At 44.6% G+C, this 14931-nt stretch carries 11 protein-coding genes; 2 read left to right on the top strand and 9 right to left on the bottom strand.

Going from position 1 to position 14931, the window contains the following annotated elements; all coding sequences use genetic code 11:
* Complete coding sequence (locus MHI12_RS16640; protein WP_405169782.1) at window positions 1–1839, bottom strand: sensor histidine kinase; 1839 nt, start codon at window positions 1837–1839, stop codon at window positions 1–3.
* Between the two features lie 74 nt (window positions 1840–1913).
* Entirely contained in the window at window positions 1914–3572 is a 1659-nt protein-coding gene (locus MHI12_RS16635; RefSeq protein WP_405169781.1) for an extracellular solute-binding protein, read from the bottom strand.
* 193 nt (window positions 3573–3765) lie between these two features.
* Here MHI12_RS16635 and MHI12_RS16630 point away from each other — a divergent pair, with 193 nt between their 5' ends.
* A complete protein-coding gene (locus MHI12_RS16630; protein WP_341007715.1) occupies window positions 3766–4023 on the top strand; it encodes a GlsB/YeaQ/YmgE family stress response membrane protein in 258 nt (85 codons plus the stop codon).
* 166 nt (window positions 4024–4189) lie between these two features.
* Here MHI12_RS16630 and MHI12_RS16625 read toward each other — a convergent pair whose 3' ends face one another.
* Complete coding sequence (locus MHI12_RS16625) at window positions 4190–4981, bottom strand: SDR family oxidoreductase (RefSeq protein ID WP_405169780.1); 792 nt, start codon at window positions 4979–4981, stop codon at window positions 4190–4192.
* A gap of 501 nt (window positions 4982–5482) precedes the next feature.
* Window positions 5483–6952: a peptidase G2 autoproteolytic cleavage domain-containing protein gene (locus MHI12_RS16620; protein WP_405169779.1), complete on the bottom strand. Its 1470-nt coding sequence runs from the start codon at window positions 6950–6952 to the stop codon at window positions 5483–5485.
* 478 nt (window positions 6953–7430) lie between these two features.
* On the opposite strand from MHI12_RS16620, the gene MHI12_RS16615 reads away from it, so the two are divergent.
* The gene (locus MHI12_RS16615) at window positions 7431–8279 is read left to right on the top strand and encodes an MBL fold metallo-hydrolase (RefSeq protein ID WP_405169778.1); all 849 of its coding nucleotides are present in this window, start codon (window positions 7431–7433) and stop codon (window positions 8277–8279) included.
* Between the two features lie 90 nt (window positions 8280–8369).
* On the opposite strand, the gene MHI12_RS16610 is transcribed toward MHI12_RS16615, so the two are convergent.
* The 5 genes from MHI12_RS16610 to MHI12_RS16590 form a co-directional block, all read right to left on the bottom strand.
* A complete protein-coding gene (locus MHI12_RS16610; RefSeq protein WP_405169777.1) occupies window positions 8370–9569 on the bottom strand; it encodes an epoxide hydrolase family protein in 1200 nt (399 codons plus the stop codon).
* Between the two features lie 122 nt (window positions 9570–9691).
* Window positions 9692–11149 (bottom strand): DHA2 family efflux MFS transporter permease subunit, encoded by a 1458-nt coding sequence (locus MHI12_RS16605; RefSeq protein ID WP_405169776.1) that lies wholly within the window; start codon window positions 11147–11149, stop codon window positions 9692–9694.
* A gap of 65 nt (window positions 11150–11214) precedes the next feature.
* Complete coding sequence (locus MHI12_RS16600) at window positions 11215–11616, bottom strand: RrF2 family transcriptional regulator (protein ID WP_405169775.1); 402 nt, start codon at window positions 11614–11616, stop codon at window positions 11215–11217.
* 86 nt (window positions 11617–11702) lie between these two features.
* The gene (locus MHI12_RS16595) at window positions 11703–12605 is read right to left on the bottom strand and encodes an NAD(P)/FAD-dependent oxidoreductase (protein WP_307412217.1); all 903 of its coding nucleotides are present in this window, start codon (window positions 12603–12605) and stop codon (window positions 11703–11705) included.
* Between the two features lie 331 nt (window positions 12606–12936).
* Window positions 12937–14880, bottom strand: a complete 1944-nt coding sequence (locus MHI12_RS16590) for a DUF4832 domain-containing protein (protein ID WP_405169774.1) — start codon at window positions 14878–14880, stop codon at window positions 12937–12939.
* Window positions 14881–14931: the final 51 nt, after the last annotated feature.

Below are 14931 nucleotides of genomic sequence, written 5' to 3'. Positions count from 1 at the left end.
CTACCACCCTCCAAGATTTACATTTTCCCAAGGCAAGCGTATCGTTACGCAGGTATATGCACCTTGTACACTATCAATCCAAAGACCGCAATTCTTGCCATAATGAAGCTGCAACCGCTTATTCACGTTTTCCAAACCAAGTCCGCTCCTGCTAGTCACCATCGGCGTATCCAATTTGCTCCGCAGTACTGCCTGAATACGGTGTAACATCTCAGGCTCTAACCCCACTCCGTCATCTCTTATGTTAATGAAAAGCAGACTGTCATTCTCCACAGAAAAGGTAATCTCTATAGATACCCTGCCGCCTGAAGGTGACCCGTGATGAACTGCATTTTCAACGATGGGCTGCATACACATCTTGGGAATGGCGTAGCGAAGTATCTCCTGAGGAAGATCGGCCGTCATAACGATACTGCTGCCTTCCATAAAGTTAATAAATTCAATATAACTTTGGATATTGGCAAGCTCCTCATGAAAAGCAACGGTATCGCTACGCCACTGCATGCTGTAACGTAGCTGGGAACCCAACGACACCAATGAATTGGCTATAGCAGGTTGCCTCTGTACCTCTGCCACCATGCGAATCGATTCCAGGGCGTTATATAAAAAATGAGAATTAATCTGCGAATGCAAGGAGTGCAACTGTGCGTTTTTGGCAATTAACTGCTTATCCACGACCTGTGTCATCAGACGTTTGACCTCATGTAACATTTTATTGTAATTCACCGCCACCTCATCGATTTCATCCCCTCTTTCGTTCTCATCAAGGCCTGTATCAATCATTGCATCCAGCTCGCCTTTCCGTACCTGACGCATGGAACCCAGTACGCTGTCCAACCGCCGGAAAATACGTCGCGTCGTTTGGGATACGAGTAGCATAATCAGCAGCAATACACCTAATGTAATCGCTACCACAAATGCATACCAACTGCGCGGCCCCTTCATCAATGCCTCATGGGAAGCAATATCAACCACATAAGTGTTCAACGGAGCGATGTATCGATACAATGCATAGAAGCTCTGATCTCCCACCTTAACCTGAAGCGGGCTTTCCTGCGGCAATATATCCAGCTGGCGATGAATACTGCCAAGGATCTCCTCCATCCCCTGCCCGTACTTCTCAGAAAACTCATGCTGGGGATTGTAAACATACTGGGGAGGATCGCTTGCGTTCATCAACACCGAAAAGAAGTCCCCCTTGCTCTCCTGGAGCAGGTCGCTGAAAAACATGCTGTGCGGGACTCGCACTTCCATAATACTAGGGCGTTTTTGTTCCTGCCCTTGAAGACGAACCAGACGATAGTAGGATAATGTGTGTTCACCATCCCTAAAAGAAAATAAACGGTAAGCCGCCCCACCTTCATCCCGAAGCTTTACCCAATAATCCTGCGGCGAAAATTTCTTGTAATGATAGATTTCAGGCCAGATTTCATACAAGTTTGGGTTATCGACGTAAAAGCTAAGCTCACTGATCATCGCATTGCTTTGAATGATATTAAGCATTTGCTCAAACTGGTTTTGCTTAAACTTCACCAGACGCAGTCCATCCACAAGCATATTGGAATGAATAAAATCCACAAATGTCTTTTGAGTAAGAGCTGTATTGGAAGCGTTCTCAATCGTGTCCATTCTTCTGTGCAATTGTTCATTCAGCCATGAAACGTGACTGTTGCCCGTTGCCATAGCATCTTTATATAGCTGGTTTTCTTGCATGCGGATATACACAAAGGATATCAAAATAACAGGTATGGCAATCATCAGGCTAAATGCCAGAAACAGCTTTTGGGATATACGGGCATTGCGATAAAGCTTCCTCAATCTCGTTAGCAGGTATTTCATTCTGATGTATTCACCACCTTTGTTATACCATATATTACTAGTTATCACGTAGGTAACAATGTATTAGGGAATGGTTATCTGGCTATCTTGGATTTCCGCAATTCCAGTTCAGCCTGGCGATATTCCATCACCTGGTTAAAGCCGTAGTTCACACGACGTATCAGAAAATTCTCGAAAATTTTGTCAAAGGCAGCTTCATCTTTCGCTGTAATCAGTTCTGGCAGCACTTCTTCCCAATTCTGAGAAATACGTGACCAGGCTAACGCGATATCGGAATCCCCTACAGGATCTAGTCCCTTATAGATGCCACTGTCCAGATCAGCCTGTTGGTTGGCGAACTCCTCCATTTGTTTAATGGATGGGGCATTCTCTGGTCTCCACTTGTTAACGAAAGCAGGGTTTCGCAGCATCCAGTAGGTATCCATAATGCCATATTCCTTTTCCAGCCGCTCCCGATCCGTGTCATGCAACTGAACCATTGCCGCCGTCAACTGCGGTTTGCCGTTCTTCATCGCCCAGGTTTCACCTTCTTTGCCCAAAAATAAATCCCTTTGGCCTTCTTCGCTGGCCAGATAGGTCAAAAATCGGATGGCCCGTTCAGGGTTTTCCGTGGATCTGCTAATCATCGTAACCATCCAGCCGTCCATGCTGCCGGGGAACAGTTTGGCGGATTCTCCCCTGCTGCTCCGGGGTCCATCTACAGCAATATAGTATGAACTCTGATTCGTAAGGACTTCCAATTTCGAATTAAGGTCCGATATGTCTGTCCATTCCCGAATCATCATAAAATATTGGGCATGGTTGGTTTTTTCCTGCACCTGTGCACTGGAGTCGACCAGAAAATCAACATTAATCAGGCCCTGCTCGTAAGCGATACGAAATGTTTTCAGCCACTCGATATAATCGGGATCTGTCATTCGGTCGTATACTTTACCGTTCTGTTCATGGGGGATCGCAAGCAGATTTTGCAAATATTCGGTCATCCCATAGGAGGCATTCCCCTGTGCCCAAAACGGGCTGATCAGTTGGCCTTTATAAACAGAATATTGATTCTTCAGCAATTGCAATGCATTTAGAAAACCTTTGGTTGTGGTAAGGTCCGGTTTACCCATCGACTCATACAGATCTTTACGTACGAGAAAGGTTTGGTTAGCTCCCGTCAAGCCGGTTGAACGCATCTGTTCGGGACTGTACGCATCATTGGGGATGACATAGGTATGGCCGTCTTCCTGCCGATACCATTGTAGAGCACCATCACCTGCTACCTTGTAAAAGTAAGGATCATACTGGTTGGCTAGCTCATCCAGGGCATAGATGAGATTACTCTCCCGAAGTTTGTTAACCGCACTCTCCCAGGAGCCGATGGTTATCAAATCCGGCAGACTACCGGTCGTCAACATCCGTGATAACATCTCGCTTGGTTTACCAGTGGATACTTCAAATTCGATATTGACCCCTGTTTTTTGGGTGACATATTTGGAAGTCAGGCTCTCACCCCAAGTGTGCCCGTACCATTCGGCTCCAACGAACCACGTTAGATTCACGGGGGTGGTATCCAGCTTCCATGACGGTTCTTCCAGATTCAGATTAAGGCTCTGTATCTGCTCCGTGAAGTCAGCCTTTGTCGGAACACCCCTATCTTCCGATTGCTCTGACTCAGAACAAGCAGACAAGCCTGACATCAGGCATATCATCAACAAGGCTAAAATAAAAGGACTTCGAAATATGAACACCTAAGCGCCTCCTTCCTATACTGGCGATCTCCAATCCCCATCTGCATCAGCATTCATACTAGTGGTGGTACAACCGATTTTACTACCCTTGGATTAAAATGGAAATGGTTTAATGGTCGATTCGCAGATGATCTGCAACATTCCCCCTAACGAAACATAACTTGTAATAAATCAATGGAAGGGAGACCAATTCGTGTATTTAATCTGGATACTTATTGTCGGTGGGCTAATTGGCTGGTTAAGTGGAAATCTGATTGGACGGGACGTGCCGGGAGGCGTACTCGGAAATATCATTGCTGGCTTTGTTGGATCATGGTTAGGGTATGAACTGTTGGGACCGAGGGGGCCGGTTGTGGGTGGATTTCATATCATACCCGCGATCGTCGGGTCGATCATTGCTCTCTTGATTTTCTATGCTCTGGCGCGCAGTGGAGCGTTCCGAAGACGTTAACAGGCGGAGACGACAAGTTTTTCCCAATTGATTGGGTAGTGACGTAAAGCTTCTTTCGCCACCGTTGCATAATCTTCTTCACAAAGCATAGTATCCACTCCAGTTACGGTAGTCGAATAAAGCCGCCGATCTTGTTGATCGGCGGCTTCTTTTGGTTTTATGGAAATTAGAAACCACCTCTAGAATGAATGATTTGTCCGGTAATCCATTGGGAATCATCGCTCGCCAGAAAAGCAATCAGACGGGATACATCTTCAGGAAGACCAATCCTGCCCATCGGAAATCCCGGTAGCAAGGCTCTTTTCACTTCTTCCGACATCCAACCCGTATCGGTAGGACCGGGATCAACCGCATTCACAGTAATGTGAAACGGCGCCAGTTCAGCAGATAGACATTCGGTAAAGGTGGAGACAGCGCCTTTTGTTGCAGCATAAGCGAGATTGCCAGGCATCGGCCCCTTACCTTGACCAGACGTGAGGTTGATGATCCGGCCGCCGCAAAGGACCTGACGGTTGGCCAGTTCAACCTCCAGCATACGCGCAAATTCGGCCGATAGCATGAATGTACCTCGAATGTTCATGGCGCAGTGCGCATCGATCAGTGATGCATTCAATTGACGGAAATCAGCTGATACACTGTAGGTAGCGTTGTTGACGAGAATGGTCGGCAGCCCGAGAGCCGATCGACATGCATCAAGCAGCCGCACTGGGGAAGTGGGATCGGTAAGATCAACCTCCATATGCGCTGCTTTAATGCCATAGGAGCGAAGTTCTTCGGCGAAGAGATCCGGCCAGTTCTTGTCGGCATCTCCCGGATTCTCTGTTTTATCGTAATCGTACAGATGGGTATAGAACACATTAGCGCCTTCGTGCGCCAACGTGCGGCAGACAGCGGTTCCGATACCTCCGGGGCGGCTTGTGCCTGTCACGATAGCGGTTTTTCCATATAGTTTGGTCATTTTATTTCCTCCGTTTAATAAGGGAGGGAGAAAACCATTTTTCATTGGAGATGGAATTATCCTAGGTATAACAAAAAGCGGATACATCAAGTATCCGCGCCCGGGTTTGATTCAAACGGTTCCTCGCGTCCCTTGAATGATTGCGGATCGGCATCACAAACGAGGCGTGTGGTTATAACCAAAACACCAAGTCGAGCGATCCAGTTTAGATAATCATTACAAGGAAGTCCACATTGTCCGGCGAGTCCCCTTTCCTACATCTCCACTTCAAATATTACGAGTCAGACTCAATTACTGTCAAGATGATAAATACATGGTAGTGACAAATATAGCAATTCTTATTAAACTAACCTGCCCGTTAGCTTAATGAATTAAAGGGCAAAATAACGATCACGCCTATTCTGCAATAGGAACAAGTTCTTGTCCCTAGACATTTGTTGAAAGCAACATTTTAGAATTCTCCTTGACACTATAATTTAATCTTGATGGAAGAGATACTTCTCATTTCACAAATATCAAAATTTGATTAGGTCCAGTCCTTTTCATAACCCGGTAGCCTGTTGTAGATGATGTTGCAATTCCCTCGTTATTCGGCCGGCAAAATCCCCCTACCTGATTAGTACCGTCATCACGAACAAGCAATTTACCGACAACACCAATCGGTATCCATTCTACCCTTTGCAATCGGGGGATATATTCCTTCGATGAGTCATACACAGGATTTAGTTGACCTTCTCGTTTAGTATAGGAAGGAATCATTATTCGACCTTCCTTATCTTTCACTTCAGGTACAACAACATCATGATATTGAATTCTTCCCCACTCATCTTTGACGTATAGATCATGCCATCTTAGATCACTTGCATCGGCAATAATCGCTGGTGTCGCACTCACTACACCAAGAATATAGTCATCTTCAGCATGAGCTATTTGAACTTTATCACCAACTAAGGTTACAAAATACCCGACATCAATTGTATTTCCGTCATATGTTTCAAACATTTCAGCATAATCGGCAGCTGCGGGAGAGATGACCGTTCCATCCAAATAAAGGTTGCCTGTAGCTCCTTCAATCACAGCTGAGTTTAATGTTGGTCCGACCGCAAGACCATTTGCTAAGTGCCAAGAAAAGGGGAATCGCGATTGTCCATTCTGACCCATAATATGAGATCCATTGAAAAACGCTGTTGTATTCATTCCTTCCGCATGGGAGGCGACCCCGATTGCTACAGTGCCAATCCCTTCCGCATGGGGAGCTTCCCCGTTTGCTATAGTGCCAATCCCTTCCGCATGTGAGGCGATACCGAGTGCTGTTGTGCTGTTCCCTTCCGCATGGGAGAAGTCACCTATCGCCTGTGGGCCTTGGACAACTGTAATATCAAAAGTTCCCCCTTCCGCATGTGAGGCAAAACCACTGGCGGTTGTTCCAACCCCTTCCGCGTGAGAACAAGGACCGCTCGCCAGGTTAGGAGCAGCTGTTCCGTTTGGATCCTGAGCTCCACCTTCAACATGAGAAGCTCTGCCGATCGCTGTGTTTCCTTCACCTTCGGCATGGGAAAAATCACCGCTAGCCAAGCTAAGCAGACCTTGAGCATGCGAGGCTTGCCCGATGGCAGATGTGTTTTGACCTTCAGCATGTGCATATAGTCCGCTGCTTAGTGTCTCTCCACCTTCCGCATGAGAGCCAATTCCACTAGCATTTGAATTATAACCTTCCGCATGTGCTGCAGCGCCGCTAGCTGTTGTAGAATCACCTTCGGCATGTGCTGTATCGATCGTTGAATTCGTAAGGTATCCTTCCGTATGAGATGCTGCACCCGCTGCTGTAGTTGTGCTGCCCTCGGCATGGGATGCATTTGAGCTCGCAATCGTTTGATAACCTTCAGAGTGAGACGCTGTCCCACTGGCAGTAGTATTCAATCCTTCTGCGTGAGCCGCGAAACCACTCTCTGTATTTCCTATCCCATCCATCGTTGGATTCCCCTACTTTCTATAAGATAAAATTAATATTCTATTTTCTATTCTATGAAGTATCATTCATAGGGGGGAACGGTAATTGCCTCTTTCCAAGAGAAATGGGATTGGTTAAGGCAAACATCAACATGATTTTCGCTGGTAAACAACGGTCACTTCGCGATCAGCACCACCATCTGACGAAGGAGCCATGAGTCAGTTCTTAATTTTCTTCATCTAAAGTAGCAAACTCTTCAATCGAAACTTCTTTCTGACCTCGGATTGAAGAGTGATAAGGTACTATATCATTTGCAGAATTCCTTGATTTTCTCCCAATAAGCCACTTCTATAGCGACATGAATGCAAAATGCGCCTCTATTCTTGTCAATCGACAGTTTTTTTATAATCTATCTGTGGAGGCTATGTAAGCCGGATATTTTTTTGCTTCTGGGTATACTACAGCATGTCGATTGAACAACTTCAAGGAGGATGAGTAATGAATCAAGAACAATTGAATTATGGTACAGATTATAAGTTCGTCCCCGTAACTTCAGTAGGAAGTGGTGTGGGGATTGAAATATTACCTGATTTATTTTGCTACACTATCCAAATCGTCAATATCTGTCTAGTGGGTAACCCGGAATCTGACGAGTTCGTTTTAGTAGATGCGGGAATGCCAAAGTCAGCAAATGAAATAATCTCTGTCATTGAGGAGCGTTTCGGTGCAAACAGCCGCCCCAAAGCGGTAATCTTGACTCATGGACATTTTGATCATGTCGGAGGGGTGATCGAACTTGTAAAACACTGGGAAGTTCCGGTTTATGCACATCCGTTGGAGCTCCCCTTCCTCACAGGGGTAAAAAACTACCCGGAACCAGACCCTACAGTTGAAGGTGGTTTGGTAGCGAAGATGTCCCCATCTTTTCCGAATGAATCAATAAATCTTGGAAGCCATGTGCAAACGTTACCTCCTGATGGAACTGTACCCCATATGCCAGGATTTAGGTGGATTCATACGCCAGGACATTCGCCGGGTCATATTTCGTTGTTTCGGGAAAATGACGGAGCTTTAATCGCAGGTGATGCTTTCACTACTGTAAAACAAGAGTATATGTATAAAGTATTTAATCAGGAATTGGAGATAAGTGGACCCCCTCGCTATTTAACAACAGATTGGGTTGCTGCGAAGAAATCTGTTGTTAACCTTGAAAATTTAAAGCCCTCGGTTGCTGTAACTGGCCATGGATTACCGATGTCCGGTGAATTGCTGACAACAAGCCTGAAAAAACTGGTTAATGAGTTTGACCAAATTGCCGTACCGGATTACGGCAAGTATGTTAACTAATTTTGTTCACTTCGAGCATAGTGTTTGGACAGCGGTACAAATTCCGTTGTCCAAACCAATGCTTTAACTTTTTAGTACCAGAACCTTCGTTTATTTAAAATTGCCAAAAAACTTCTTTATATCATTCATGAGAAGTACAGGCTGTTCTAAGGCTGCAAAGTGACCGCCACGTTTAAACTCCGACCAGTGAATGATCTTATGATCGCGCTCGGCAAATCGACGAATCGGTAGCATAGTATCCTTCTGAAAAACTGCTACACCAGTGGGTACTGTAGAAATTTCCTTGTTTTCCACTGAAGGATCATACTTAAATAATGTCTCATAATATAGACGTGCTGAAGATCCAGCTGTTCCAGTTAGCCAATAATGCATGACATTTGTAAGAATATCATCACGATCGATAGCATCTTCAGGAAGGTTTGTAGAGTCCGTCCACTCCTTAAATTTTTCAACAATCCATGCTAGTTGACCAACAGGTGAGTCGGTTAAAGCATAGGCTAAAGTCTGTGGACGTGTGGCCTGGATTTTCATGTACCCAGATAGTTCAAGATCATAATGCTTCAATTTTTCTAAACGCTCTTTTTCTTCTTTTGTCAGACTCTCTACCTCTTTAAAATCTTCAGGAGGAAATGTCGTCAACATATTAAGGTGCATTCCAATAATATGATCAGGGTTTAGCAATCCTATTTGTTGAGAAATAAATGAACCCCAATCTCCACCTTGTACGCCGTAACGTTGATATTCTAATCGTTCCATAAGCACTATAAACATCTGAGCGATACGTTGGATATTCATTCCAGGTTGCTGGGTCGGTCCTGAAAATCCGTATCCTGGAATGGATGGCACAACCAGATGAAAAGCATCCTCTGGATTCCCTCCATAGAACCGAGGGTTAGTTAACGGACCAATAATATTTAGAAACTCAACAATCGATCCCGGCCAGCCGTGGATCATTAACAACGGTAACGCATTGGGCTCAGGAGAACGAACGTGGAGAAAATGTATGTTTTCACCGTCTATCGTTGTGATGAACTGAGGAAACTCATTAAGTCTAGCTTCATGTTTTCGCCAATCGTAATTCGTACTCCAGTAGTTTACCAATTCCTTAACATAATTAAGCGGTACACCATAATCCCATCCCACTCCAGGTAATTCATCTGGCCATCGAGTGCGTTCTAAACGATTTTTCAGGTCATCAAGATCAGCTTGAGGCACAGAAACGCGAAAAGATTGAATTTGTTCCAAAGTTGGATCTGCAACTTCTGTTCTTTGTTTCCTTGAATCATTCATCCTTTAAAGCCTCCCATTAAAACTATATTGATTCCATATCAATAAAATCGATGAGATCCATTGTGGCAGGCATTCTCCCAAATGCCCGCATTAAACAATAGCAACCATTCTCTCTCCATCTATTAGGATGATGGGTTACCTACTTGTACTCGTTTTATGAAGAAAGCAAGAGGCAAGCCGACAAGAGCAACCACAAACGCAAAAACAAAGCTAGTCTGAACACCTGCTATTAGAGCTAACGAATCATTTACAGGGTTTGTCGGGTCAATTGCCGTACCCATAAAAGCATGACTCCCGACTGATATCAGGCTTATGGCAACTGCCGTACCGATTGCTCCGGCAATCTGCTGAATCGTATTCATAATCGCGCTTCCATGCGGGTATAGTTCCGGAGGCAGTTGATTAAGACCATTGGTCTGCGATGGCATCCATACCGCACAGATACCGACCATCAATCCGGTGTGCATGATCATAATGAGTATTAACGAGGTACTTTCCGAAATTCCCTTAAGAAAAAACAAAGCCGTAGAAATTACGATCAAGCCCAAAGGAACAATCCAGCGTGGGCCAAATCTATCAAACAATTTCCCCATTACCGGGGACATAATGGCTTGCAGAATGCCTCCAGGTAATAGGACCAAACCCGCTGTTAAGGCATCAAGTCCCAATCCTCTGATCAAGTACATGGGGAGCACCACCATGGCAGTTAATATGAGAAGCATGCAAACAAACAACATGAGTGTTCCAATCGAAAACATGGGGTATTTGAGTGCACGTAGATTCAACATCGGCTGCTTTATTCGGTTCTGGCGCCACACGAATACCAACAAAGCCAATATTCCTGCAATCATCGGTAATATAACCATCGCACTACCCCAACCGCCCTCACCTTCACCTACACCACTAAAAGCAAATACAATTCCACCAAATCCTACCGTAGAAACGAAAAGAGACAAAAAATCGATTTTGGGTTTGGAAATCGTAGACACATTTTGGATAAACCTCAATCCAAGCAGAAGACAAATTCCGATGACGGGAAGGGACAACCAGAAAATCCACTGCCACCCCAAGCTTCCGATAATTATTCCCGATAACGTCGGGCCCGTGGCAGGTGCTACAACCAGCACAAGACCCAAAATACCTATGACCGCACCTCTTTTTTCTGGAGGAAAAATAATAAGAATAGTATTAAACATCAATGGCACCAACACGGCCATACTTGCAGCTTGAATGATTCGTCCGATTAACAGCACCTCAAACCCTGTGGCAAGGGCGGCAATTAATGTACCCCCTATCGATAAGCTTAAGGAGAAAATAAACAGTTGTCTGGTGGAGAACCATTGCAGTAACAGTCCCGACAACGGAACTAAAATGCCCAGTGTCAACAAGTAACCAGTGGTTAGCCACTGCGCCATGGAAGCTGAAATCTGGAACAAGTCCATCAAGCTGCTTAAGGCGACATTCAGCGCTGTTTCGCTGAACAGTCCGACAAAACCACTAAGCAAGAAGACTGCCATAATGAGAGTTGTTTGGTAGTTTTTTTTTGAATTTTGTACGACTTCTGATCCTTGCACATTCATCTGTACACTTCCTATACATAATAGATTTTGTAGATACTTTATGTATCTAATTATTTCAAAAAAAATTAAAGTTTGTCCTTCATTTTAATAATAAGTGTGACCAACATGTGCTCTCTTAAATGCTGTTCCATTTTGGCCTCTGCGATTTCAACGACTTGCTGAATCGGACATTCAGGTCCATGGTCAAAACTGCAATCAAATAAAGACGATGTACCTTCAATAGCATGAACGATATCAAGTAAAGATAGTTCATCCCATTTCTGCTTTAATTTATATCCCCCATGAGCTCCGGAAGCGGATTCGATCATGTCCGCTTTGGCTAGCTTGGTCAGAATTTTGGACAAATAGGTAGGAGATACCCCCTGTTTCTCAGCCAGCTGATGTACCCCAATTGTCTTGTCGGGGGTAGCGGCCATCAAAAAAAGCATCGTATGAAGCGCATAATCGGTAGCTTTTGAGTATTTCAAGCTCATCAACCTTCTTTATTAGAGAATCTACATATTCATAATATTTTTAAATTGGTTGGATCAAGCTTATGAAAGGTCAAGTCGCTTTACTGGCTGAATTCTTCTTCGGTCAGCTCAAGATTCAGGCTTGCGGCAGCAACACTTCCTGCAGCGGCAGCCACAATAAGTTGTGAAGGGGCACCTGAAGCTGCCTCACCGGCAGCAAATATTCCGGTAATCCCCGTCTTTCCTGTAGCATCGGCAATGACCCCTCCTAAGGCATTTGTCTCCAAGCCTAACCGCTCAGAAAACACAAAATTCGATTGCCAGTTCGGAGTAACAAAGCCACCTGTTCGTCTAATTTTGGAGCCGTCAACAAATTCGACTTCTTGCAGTATCCCGTCTTCGCCATGAAATGCCGCGACTTTTTTTTCAGAAACCGTGATATTGTAGCCGATCAATTTTTGCTTTTGTTCATCGGTCAGAATACTGCGCCCGTTGCTGCAGATGACAAGATCACGACTCCAGTTATATAACAGCTTTGCCAAGTGAAAGAGACCCTCGTTCTCGGCAATAACAATTAGCGGACGATCTCTAAGTTCCCATCCATCGCAATAGGGGCAATGAAACAGACTTTTCCCATACAACTCCTTCAAACCGGGAATATCGGGTACCGTTTCTTTCATCCCTGTAGTAATCAACAGCTTGCGTGCTCGTATCACCTGATCTCCTGCCATAATTAGAAATCCTTCCGGTATCTTCTGGATATCCATGACCGTAAGTGGGTGATGTTCTACAGATGGATAACTCGTGACCTCTTCATAAGCGATGCGCCGAAACTCAGACGGTGTAATCCCATCCCGTGTCAGAAATCCATGTGAAGCATGTGTAACTGCATTGCGTGGTTGATTGTTATCCAGCAGGGCAACCTTCCGTCTGGCTCTACCCAGTACTAATGCCGCATTCAATCCTGCTGGACCACCGCCAATAATGGCACAATCATAAATCATATTCAATCGCCTCCTTCAAATTTGTTTGTTGGGCCTTAATCAACATATCACAGACCCTTAATATCTGTAAATGAAATAATTAAATTTTTATGAATTCCTAAATGCCATCAGTACGCTATTTGTGATGGGGGAAGTACAAGAAACAGATAAAAGTACCAAGAAATATCGTTTTCATGATTCCATATAAACAGGTCATTGTAACTTCAATCGCTTGTGCCGATTGTACCAATATCTATGGTCAAACTACTCATTAGTTGAACAAAAACAGCCGATCAAATTGATTGATCGACTGCTTTCAACTGTCTTTATTAAGCTACCATTGGTAAGCTAATTATTCGAAACGAATCTCATCTATCCAGATTGTACTATTTCCACCATGCCAGAATGTCATCGTTAGTTGTCCTGGGCTGCTGCGATCTATACCCTTCGCTGCCAAATCAATTTCAACTTCTTTGAAGCTGGTTGTTACCGTATCCCCGCTGAAAGCTGCCAGTGTTTGGGACACTCCCCCGATCGAGAGCTGCATATGATGTTGTTCACCGCCATGTGCACCTTTGATTTTAATTACCATCTTTGAATAATTTTCTATGTTCTGCTTAATATCAGAGCCAAACCATCCGTTATTGTTATACTGAAGCTTCAACGCGCCTGATTCAATGACACCAGCATCGTTTACAAACCCGTTTGCTCCTGTCCATTTGCTAATACCATTGCTTCCCGGCCAACTCATTGAGTCGTTAAATTCATCTAGGAGTAAACTGCTCGTCCCGCTACTGTAACCGCCGTCATAAGGAGTTTGAGTTAAGCTATACGAAAGTGTATTTTCAGACTTCAAGCTGTCGAAAGGCCTGATGTTCTGGTTAGCAGGATCCATGCCGATGCCCACTTTTCCAAGTGGTGTCCTGCCGCCGGTATAATAATTTGCATTGGCAAATCTTGCGCTCGGACGATTGCCATAAGGATCAAGAATGGACAGTGCCAAGGTGTAGGTACCCGCTGGCAGGTTGGAAGGGATATCAAATTCCCCGGAAACTTGCTGATCGGAAGGCGTCTGATCATATTGACGCGTAGAACTGTTCCAGTCGTCACCTGGCATCCAATTCCGAATATCCTCATTGTTGAAAATGCCCTTCCAAGCAACTGTGCGATCTCTTCTCAGCAAGCTGGCTTCAACGGGCCATTTATAATAGAACGGGGCAGAACCTTTGTTTACAACTTGAAAAGATACTTTCATTTTCTCACCAGGCTGCACGTTTTCCGAAAATGTCGCTTGATTGATGACGAATCGATATCCGAGTTCCTTCTGCATCAGTGCAGCTCCCTGAGAGACAGCGGAATTTTTGGCGTCGTACAGATCAATCCACCCTAGACTGGTCGTATGCGTCTTTTTGATCCAATCGATAACATAATTCCGATGCCTTATATCGCTTAACGTATCATCCGGAGAATCGCCAGGCTGGATATGTTTCTGTCCCCAATCATAAGCAACCTCTCCGCCGTTGACTTGTGTTCTCCAGCTATCTCTAGAAACAATGCCTTCCCCACCTTCCAGATCATCAATTAATGCGAATGAGTCCCAAAGAAGGCCGAAATCATAATTTTGGAACGTATCCGGATAACGTACTTGAACTTTCTTGTTTTGAAAAGCTTGCTCAGCAGCGTCTCCTAAAGCTGTCTGGAAGCTGAGCGGAATCCGGTCGGTCTCATCGGCAAGTTGATCCGGATAAATATGATGTTCTCCCCAATTCCCCCACAATCCCAGCTCCACATAAGCAACACGGGGATCACTATCCCATGCCTGACCAAGCTTTTGAATAAATGCAGCAAGACGATCTTTCAATATATTTGTTGTCCAGCGTGTAGCCACGTCGATACTAGGAACCCCTTGGGGCCAAAATTCTCCTTCGTTCGGATATACGATGAGAACGCGAGGAATAACTTTTTTATTTTGGCTTTCAATCCCTGCCCAAGCTGTATTGCTCCAATCCATGATTTTCTGCACAGAGTCCGATGACGCATTTTCCAAATCCGTGTATTTGATATAGTGCTTAAACACCGTTCCGTATTCATGATTCGGAAATTTGGTGTCATTCATAAACCGAGTAGGTCTAAATCCCTTAAAAGGGTTTTTGAAAGCCTCTTGCGTTTCAGTTAGATTAACGGTGATTGTACCAGCTGCTGCTGACGTTTTAGGAAACATTACCGTTAATGGACCTCCTATGAATAACCCAAGAGTTAAAATCATGGCCATCGGTTTAAGTAATTTTCTTTTCATCAATGATTCCTCCCAATATCTGATATAAACCTACTGTTGCTAGTGTTAAAT

This window comes from Paenibacillus sp. FSL H8-0280 (genome assembly GCF_045040665.1).
Lineage (GTDB): Bacteria > Bacillota > Bacilli > Paenibacillales > Paenibacillaceae > Paenibacillus > Paenibacillus xylanexedens_A.
Note: the sequence above shows the minus strand (reverse complement) of the source record. Positions and strands in the feature narration are given on the sequence as shown.

What these genes read in the sequence shown, in the direction of transcription:
- MHI12_RS16640 (WP_405169782.1), bottom strand. Translation starts at nt 1,839, where the DNA reads ATGAAATACCTGCTAACGAGATTGAGGAAGCTTTATCGCAATGCCCGT.
- MHI12_RS16625 (WP_405169780.1), bottom strand. Translation starts at nt 4,981, where the DNA reads ATGACCAAACTATATGGAAAAACCGCTATCGTGACAGGCACAAGCCGC.
- MHI12_RS16620 (WP_405169779.1), bottom strand. Translation starts at nt 6,952, where the DNA reads ATGGATGGGATAGGAAATACAGAGAGTGGTTTCGCGGCTCACGCAGAA.
- MHI12_RS16615 (WP_405169778.1), top strand. Translation starts at nt 7,431, where the DNA reads ATGAATCAAGAACAATTGAATTATGGTACAGATTATAAGTTCGTCCCC.
- MHI12_RS16610 (WP_405169777.1), bottom strand. Translation starts at nt 9,569, where the DNA reads ATGAATGATTCAAGGAAACAAAGAACAGAAGTTGCAGATCCAACTTTG.
- MHI12_RS16605 (WP_405169776.1), bottom strand. Translation starts at nt 11,149, where the DNA reads ATGAATGTGCAAGGATCAGAAGTCGTACAAAATTCAAAAAAAAACTAC.
- MHI12_RS16595 (WP_307412217.1), bottom strand. Translation starts at nt 12,605, where the DNA reads ATGATTTATGATTGTGCCATTATTGGCGGTGGTCCAGCAGGATTGAAT.
- MHI12_RS16590 (WP_405169774.1), bottom strand. Translation starts at nt 14,880, where the DNA reads ATGAAAAGAAAATTACTTAAACCGATGGCCATGATTTTAACTCTTGGG.